Raw genomic sequence first — 7,314 nt, forward strand, 5'->3', positions numbered from 1 at the left:
GGGATGGAAATGGTTACGACAGATGTAACCCTATAGTCTACTACGATAAAGAAATTATTGAGAAATAGTTTCAATATTTATCTATTTTTTAGATTCTCGATCGATCGGATGCCTCTCACGCGATTCGTTTTTGCCAGTTTAAAAACCTCAAAAGCCGAGATCGTAGAGGATAAATCGGATTTTTTCACAATTTTTACCAAAAATATTCTTCCTCCTGCCTCCTGCCTCCTGCCTCCTGCCTCTTGCCTCCTGCCTCCTGACTCCTCCTAGGCGTTGTCGAGGACGTTGAAAATTCCCATACAACCGGCCTCGGCGATCGTGTCCTGATGGGGGTGGAACATATATTTTCCGGCGTGGGAAAAGGCGAACTCTAGGATATGTCTCTCGGCGGTTCCCATCGTGATCACGTCGCTGGTGTAAGCGGGGGTGAGGGTCATCCCGGTGGGGTAAACTTGGAAGAAATTGGCGTGGAGATGAAAGGTGAGCGCGGGATCGTACTCGACCATATTTAGCAGGTAGAGGCGAACTAATCGGTCTTTTTGGAGGGAAATCGGGTGATCCATGTAGTAATTCGGGAGACCGTTAAACGCGTAGAGTTCGTTTTTTCGATCCTCGTTGGTATCGTAGCCCGCCATGATTAAAACCATTTCATCGGCCGGGGGACGGGGACTCGGGGGATCGATGATAAACATCCCGTAGAGTCCCTTATTTATGTGTCGGCTGATGGGCGAGACGTGGCAATGGTAAACGTGGACACCGTAGGGGAGCGCGTCGAATTCGTAGATGAAGACGCTGTTATTCCGGACGGGTTTTACGCCATCCATCGCCGATTCGTGGACCCCGTGGAAGTGGAGGGAATGGGCGTGGCCGGCGCGATTGTAGAAGATGACGCGGATTCGATCGCCCTCGGTAGCGCGGAAGGTGGGGCCGGGAACGCGACCGTTGAGGTTCCAACTGACGAAAGAAACGGCTTTATTGAGGTGTAGGGTAGAAGTGGTCGCCTCGACGCGGAATTCCCGGATCGTTTTTCCGTTTTCCTGTTTTACGGTTCCGTAGTCGAAATCGCGGAGGAAAAAGAGGGGATCGGCGGGGTCGCGGGTCGCGGGTTCGGTGGAAACGGGAAGGGAGGGGGTCGGGTTCGATCGATGGAGTTTCTGCCATGCCAGGGCCGTCGCGCCGATTCCCAGACCCGTCGCTAGGGAGAGTTGGAGAAAATGACGGCGATCGAGCGATCGGGGGGAAGATTTTTCACCGGTCATGCCAGAAGAGCGAGCTATAGGAACTCGGATTATAGATAACTATTCTCAATTATAGAGAAAACTCCGTTTCCGGTGAAAACCGTTTCTAACGAAAACGGGATCTGACCAGGCCAGATCCCGTTTTATTGAATGCGATTGTAATTACCGGAAACCGACGGGTTACAAATTTTCCTTTTTAACCGGTCATCGGTCAGCCTATCGCTCTTAAATAGTAGTTAGGGCTAAAAAAATCGCGTCGGGGGACGGGAGTAGAGCGCGGGAGATGAGGGGGATGAGGAAGATTATAAAGATAATTATTCTCCTGCCTCCTGACTCCTGACTCCTGACTCCTGACTCCTGACTCCTCTATTTGTCCGCGTTTTGACGGTACCACTCGATCGTCTGTCGTAGTCCGTCTTTAAACTCCGTCGCGGCCGTGAAACCGAATTTCTCGCGCGCGCGGGTGGTATCGAGACAGCGCCGGGGTTGTCCGTTGGGTTTATCGGTTTCCCAGACGATCTCTCCCTCGAATGCCATCAGATCGCAGATTAACTCCACGAGGTCTTTGATCGAGATCTCGTAGTTGGTGCCGAGGTTGACCGGTTCCGATTCATTGTAGAACTGGCTGGCCATGACGATACCTCGCGCCGCGTCCGTGGAGTAGAGGAATTCGCGGGTGGGGCTACCGTCACCCCAGACGGGAAGCTGTTTATCTCCCCGTTGTTGGGCCTCGTACACCTTGCGGATCAGCGCCGGGATAACGTGAGAACTGCCGGGGTCGAAATTATCTTCCGGGCCGTACAGGTTCACGGGTAGGAGGTAGATGCCGTTAAACCCGTACTGTTGTCGGTAGGATTGCAATTGTACGAGTAGGGCTTTTTTGGCGACACCGTAGGGCGCGTTGGTTTCTTCGGGGTAGCCTTCCCAGAGGTCATCCTCTTTAAAGGGAACGGGGGTAAATTTGGGGTAGGCGCAGATCGTCCCGACACAGACGAATTTTTTCACCCCCGCGAGATAGGAGGCGTGAATTAACTGCGTTCCCATCATCAGGTTGTCGTAGAACAATTCGGCGGGTTTTTCCCGATTCAGGCCGATACCGCCGACGTGGGCGGCCAGATGGACGATTAAATCCTGTTGATCGGCCAATCGTTGACAGTTTTCCCAAACCCGGAGATCGCAATCGCGCGATCGGGGGATGGTGATTTTATCGGGATTCGCCCCGGCCTCGATCAGTTGTTCGACTACCTGACGACCGAGAAAACCCGCGCCCCCGGTGACGACAATACGTTGCGCGCTTAGATCCGACATGATTGATTCCCTCTTAGTCCACCGTTAACATAGTACGGTTACGAATGTACGCCATATCTTTTAATAGTTGGTCGCTCACTCCCCCGTTCTGATTATGAATTCCGAGAGCGGCGAGGTCGGCATCTACCATGAGATGGACTAACTGCTCGAAGGTGACGGAGGGTTCCCAGCCTAATTTCTGGCGGGCTTTGGTGGAGTCACCGATGAGCAGATCGACTTCGGCGGGACGGAGATAGCGTTCGTCGAATTCTACATAATCTTTCCAGTCGAGATTGGCGTATTGGAAGGAGATATCGAGGAATTCGCGGATCGAGTAGGTTTCGTTGGTGGCGACGACGTAATCGTCGGGTTCGTCTTGCTGGAGCATTAACCACATGGCGCGCACGTAGTCTTTGGCGTAACCCCAGTCGCGTTTGGAGTCGAGATTACCGAGGTAGAGTTTTTTCTGTTGGCCGGCGACGATGCGGGCGAGGGCGCGGGTGATCTTGCGGGTGACGAAGGTTTCGCCCCGGCGAGGCGATTCGTGGTTGAAGAGAATGCCGTTACAGGCGAAGAGTCCGTAGGATTCGCGATAGTTGATCGTTTGCCAGTGGGCGTAAACTTTGGCGCAGGCGTAGGGACTGCGGGGGTAGAAGGGGGTGGTTTCTTTCTGGGGGACTTCCTGGACTTTGCCGAACATTTCCGAGGAACCGGCTTGATAGAACCGGACTTCGATGCCGGTTCTCTGTTGGTAGTCGCGCACGGCTTCGAGGATTCTGAGCGCGCCCATGCCTACCGCGTCCGCGGTGTATTCGGGGGAGTCGAAGCTGACGCGAACGTGGGATTGCGCGCCGAGGTTGTAGATCTCGATCGGTTGTACCTGTTCGAGAATGCGCCGTAGGGTGGTTCCGTCGGTGAGATCGCCGTAGTGAAGGAAGAGCTTCGCGCCGCTCTGGTGGGGATCGATATAGATATGGTCGATGCGATCGGTGTTAAAGGTAGAGGTGCGTCGGATGATGCCGTGAACTTCGTATCCTTTTTCTAGTAATAGCTCGCTAAGATAAGAGCCGTCTTGGCCGGTGATCCCGGTAATCAGGGCGCGCTTGGGTTGTGTCATAAGGAATATACCTACGGTTTGGTGAACCTTGAGAAAAAATTTATTTTCTACTGTCGTGTTGCTTATACCATACTTTACTCGATAAGCACAATAGCGACGGCAACGGGGGCGCGTCGATCGAGTTGTTCGGGTTTCCGTCGATCGGGCCGGCCGTCTTTTTTTTTAATCGGGTAGAATGCGAGAGCGATAGTGAGGATCTAGTAATGACGGTAACGGGTCAACGACTGGCGATCGGACAATTGCGTAAAGTCCATCATATCGCCTTTAACGTTAAAGATATGAACGCTTCCCGCTATTTCTACGGGGAGATCTTGGGTTTGCGCGAGTTGGTCGGGGAGGAGGTTCCCTCGACGCTGAAAGCTTTGGTAGCGGCGGGGAAGGTGGCCAATTTCGTGACCCCGGACGGGACGGTAATCGATCTTTTCTGGGAACCGGATCTCTATCCCCCGGCGGATGACCCGGAAAAAGCTTTCACCCGCGCCAATCATCTAGCTTTCGATATCGCGTCGGAATCGTTCGATACGGCGGTTGAAGTGTTAAAAAGTAACGGGATCGCGATCGCCGACGGCCCGGTGTCGCGTCCCACGGGCCGGGGCGTGTATTTCTACGATCCGGACGGGTTTATCATCGAGATCCGGTGCGATCCATAAGACCTCTAGCGGAATTTAAAAATTGTCGCGTGGTTAGGGAGTCAGGAGTCAGGAGGCAGGAGTCAGGAGTCAGGAGGGAAAATAACGATTTATCTTGTATAGTTCTAGTTTTTGAAGTTTTTAGACTCTCGAAAACGAATTGTGCGGGAGTTTTCTACCCTCTAGCCGTTTGCCACTGTCTAGCCAGAGAAACCAGCAGTAGGGCGATCGCCAAAATGATCGCCCCGCCCGCGATAATGGGAATAGCGGAATGTTTCACGGCGATCGCCACGAACGCCCACACGAACACCCCCGCGTACACGACATCCCCTCGCGCGACAACCGCGTACATCGCCAGCATCGCCGCGATAACCAGCATAATCACCGTCCAAACGCTCGCGTCGATCCCGAATCCGTTCCACCCGATCGAATATAATCCGGAAGCCACGTTCACGATCGTCGCGACGCTAATCCATCCGAGATAGAGACTCACGGGGGAATTTATCAACCAACGTTGCCGCGAATCGACTCTCTCGCGGGCGATATCGAGACGGAGATAGAGAGAGATTAACGAAACCAGAATCCCCAACATGGCGAGGATGGAGAGGATATAAAAACCGTATTGAAAGAGATAAACCCAAATAATCTGCAAGATACTGGCGATCGCTAACCAGTATCCCATCCGACGGAAGCGAGTTTTGTTATTCGGTAGAGCTTGGTAAATGCCTAGCGCGAATAAACCGAGATAAATTAAGCCCCAAATGGCGAAAGCGTAGTTCGCGGGGATAATTAACACGTTTTGAAAGACGGTATTCGAGATTTCCCCGATATTCCTCCCGGTGGGGGGACGGATATTCGTGAGAACGTTGGTGAAAAAAGCGGCGAGAATCCCCAGTAGATTCGCGAGTTGTCGGAGAAGATCTCGATCGAGAGTCATGATCTATTCAAACAGGGAGAACATCATCTCGCCTTCCGCGACCTTTTGCCCGTCCACAACTGCCGATCCCTGCATTTTGGCGATCCGGTTCATCTTAAAGGATAACAATTCCACCGTCATGATCAACTGATCCCCCGGAACGACCGGACGACGGAAACGGGTTTTATCGATACCCGCGAAGGCGAAAAATTTTCCTTTCATCCCCGGTAGTTGCGTTAGGATGATCCCGCCTACCTGGGCCATCGATTCGACGATCAACACTCCCGGCATCAGGGGAAGATTGGGGATATGGCCGGGGAAAAAGGGTTCGTTAATCGTAACGTTTTTCAATCCCACCGCGCTTTTTCCGGGAACGTAATCGATAATCCGATCGACCAGCGCGAAGGGATAGCGATGGGGTAGAAGTTCGCGAATTTCCTCGACGTTGAAAACGGTTTTGTTCGGTTGTTCCCGTTCGATCGGGGTTTCGGTGGCGGTGGTCATGAAAGTGAAGGGTTAACGAGTTCGATCGGTCATTATCCCACAGTTTCGCGGCGCGCGGGGTTTTTGCCGTATCGTAGCCTTCGCGACCTTCCGGGGAGAGAGGATGATCGATGATGGGGAAATGATCTTCTGCATTCTCCTCAGATCGATCTCGGGGGAAGTCAAGAGCGTTTTTATGCAACAACAGGATTGGATGGTCGGTGATGACGGGGTGTGTCTACCTTGCAAATCGCCGCGACAGTGGGATTTAATCACGGAAACGGAGAATTATCGCTTCCATCGTTTCCTGACCGATATCGAGGATGTGGTCGTTAAAGCGGAGAGCGAGGGGCGATCGGAAACGGAGTTTCTGCCCGATCTACGGCGTTTGGTGCGGAAATTGCTATTAAATTGTCATTGGGTTTCGGGAAAACTGGCCGATCCGGACGAGCGATCGGGATACTCGTTTTTAATGTTATACGATGAACCGGGATTACCGATCACGATTCAAACCGAGGTAACACTTCCGGGACACGAAACCCCGATTCACAATCACGGGACATGGGGCATTATCGCGACGGTTAAAGGTCAACAGAAACATACTTTCTGGAAACGCGTTCCGACCGCGGAATTCCCGGGCAAAATCGAAGCGATCGGCGATCGAATTTTACAGGCGGACGATATTATTAGTTTTACCACGGACGCGATCCATCGGGTGGAAGCGGTCGCCAGTGGCGCGCTTTCAGCGAGCGGCGATGAACCCTCGATCACGCTCAATCTCTACGGCGATACGTTCGGTTTCAAACGCTTTCAATTCGATGCCGTCACCCATCAAGCGGTGAATTTCTAATCGGTTCGATCGAGTTTTTTCTCGATTCTTTTACCCGTTCCCTTCGGGCGATCGGGAAAACAGAACTTTCGGAGATGTCTAGCCGAAAATTAACAACTCGTTTATTGTCAAGACATTTTTTATAAACTGTAATATTTTCGAGAATTAAACCTATACACGGGAAGCTATTAAGGGTGCAAGCCTCGCGCCCCTACTGGTAAATTGTTGGTATCCGGTCATCGGGTCGATCGCCAGCGAATCGAGCTATAATAGTGATCGTAACCCGCGAAACCGCCGCTTTCGAGCCAGAGCGCCATGTCAGATCTCGAACTCCTCCGCCATCTAGAAGAAGTTATCGGTAGACAGTTAACAGAAGTTCCCGAGGAAAGATTTCATATTCCTCCTCGGTACAGTTTGGAAGGGGTAAATGCCTACGCGCTATCTGGTGACGGGAACGTAATCGGCTTATATTTCCGATATAATATTGGTGGATTTCGCTTAAAAATCTCTGATATATGCCGCTTCAAAAATCTCGTCTACCTATATTTAATCGATGTAAAGTTACGAAATTTTGTTGTTCTCGAAAAACTAAAAAACTTACAATCCCTCGTATTAGTAGGTGTCGGGTTAACCGATATGTCCTTCACGGGAGAACTCACCGCCCTCACCTCGCTCGATTTAAGCCACAACGAAATAACGGCTATCAGGGGATTAGAAAATCTTACCGCCCTCACCTCGCTCGATTTAAGTTACAACGGAATAACGGCCATCAGGGGATTAGAAAATCTTACCGCCCTCACCTCGCTCGATTTAAG

General features: G+C 51.8%; 10 protein-coding genes. 3 read left to right on the forward strand and 7 right to left on the reverse strand.

The window, feature by feature from the left end; translation table 11 throughout:
- Positions 1–147: 147 nt before the first annotated feature.
- The 5 genes from V0288_RS06415 to gmd form a co-directional block, all read right to left on the reverse strand.
- Positions 148–303 carry a hypothetical protein gene (locus V0288_RS06415; protein WP_332864220.1) on the reverse strand — a complete coding sequence of 52 codons (156 nt, stop codon included), beginning with the start codon at positions 301–303 and terminating at the stop codon, positions 148–150.
- The gene (locus V0288_RS06420) at positions 267–1,259 is read right to left on the reverse strand and encodes a multicopper oxidase domain-containing protein (RefSeq protein WP_332864221.1); all 993 of its coding nucleotides are present in this window, start codon (positions 1,257–1,259) and stop codon (positions 267–269) included. The genes V0288_RS06415 and V0288_RS06420 overlap by 37 nt, the downstream gene beginning before the upstream one ends.
- 190 nt (positions 1,260–1,449) lie before the next feature.
- The gene (locus V0288_RS06425; RefSeq protein ID WP_332864222.1) at positions 1,450–1,632 is read right to left on the reverse strand and encodes a hypothetical protein; all 183 of its coding nucleotides are present in this window, start codon (positions 1,630–1,632) and stop codon (positions 1,450–1,452) included.
- Positions 1,605–2,546: a GDP-L-fucose synthase family protein gene (locus V0288_RS06430; RefSeq protein WP_332864223.1), complete on the reverse strand. Its 942-nt coding sequence runs from the start codon at positions 2,544–2,546 to the stop codon at positions 1,605–1,607. The genes V0288_RS06425 and V0288_RS06430 overlap by 28 nt, the downstream gene beginning before the upstream one ends.
- A gap of 13 nt (positions 2,547–2,559) precedes the next feature.
- Positions 2,560–3,642, reverse strand: a complete 1,083-nt coding sequence (gene gmd, locus V0288_RS06435; RefSeq protein ID WP_332864224.1) for a GDP-mannose 4,6-dehydratase — start codon at positions 3,640–3,642, stop codon at positions 2,560–2,562.
- A 203-nt stretch (positions 3,643–3,845) separates the two neighbouring features.
- On the opposite strand from gmd, the gene V0288_RS06440 reads away from it, so the two are divergent.
- Positions 3,846–4,292, forward strand: coding sequence for a VOC family protein (locus V0288_RS06440; RefSeq protein ID WP_332864225.1), 447 nt, complete (start codon positions 3,846–3,848; stop codon positions 4,290–4,292).
- Positions 4,293–4,446: 154 nt separating this feature from the next.
- Here the strand turns inward: V0288_RS06440 and V0288_RS06445 are convergent, their stop codons facing one another.
- Together V0288_RS06445 and fabZ are read right to left on the reverse strand one after the other, a co-directional pair.
- Entirely contained in the window at positions 4,447–5,208 is a 762-nt protein-coding gene (locus V0288_RS06445; protein WP_332864226.1) for a tryptophan-rich sensory protein, read from the reverse strand.
- Between the two features lie 3 nt (positions 5,209–5,211).
- On the reverse strand, positions 5,212–5,691 hold the full coding sequence (fabZ, locus tag V0288_RS06450; protein ID WP_332864227.1) for a 3-hydroxyacyl-ACP dehydratase FabZ: 480 nt from the start codon (positions 5,689–5,691) through the stop codon (positions 5,212–5,214).
- Between the two features lie 103 nt (positions 5,692–5,794).
- Here fabZ and V0288_RS06455 point away from each other — a divergent pair, with 103 nt between their 5' ends.
- Together V0288_RS06455 and V0288_RS06460 are read left to right on the forward strand one after the other, a co-directional pair.
- Positions 5,795–6,520: a cysteine dioxygenase family protein gene (locus V0288_RS06455; protein ID WP_332864228.1), complete on the forward strand. Its 726-nt coding sequence runs from the start codon at positions 5,795–5,797 to the stop codon at positions 6,518–6,520.
- Between the two features lie 294 nt (positions 6,521–6,814).
- Positions 6,815–7,314, forward strand: a 500-nt coding sequence (locus V0288_RS06460; protein WP_332864229.1) for a leucine-rich repeat domain-containing protein, incomplete at its 3' end; no start/stop codon positions are given.

The sequence above is a fragment of the Pannus brasiliensis CCIBt3594 genome, assembly GCF_036688125.1.
Lineage (GTDB): Bacteria > Cyanobacteriota > Cyanobacteriia > Cyanobacteriales > Microcystaceae > Pannus > Pannus brasiliensis.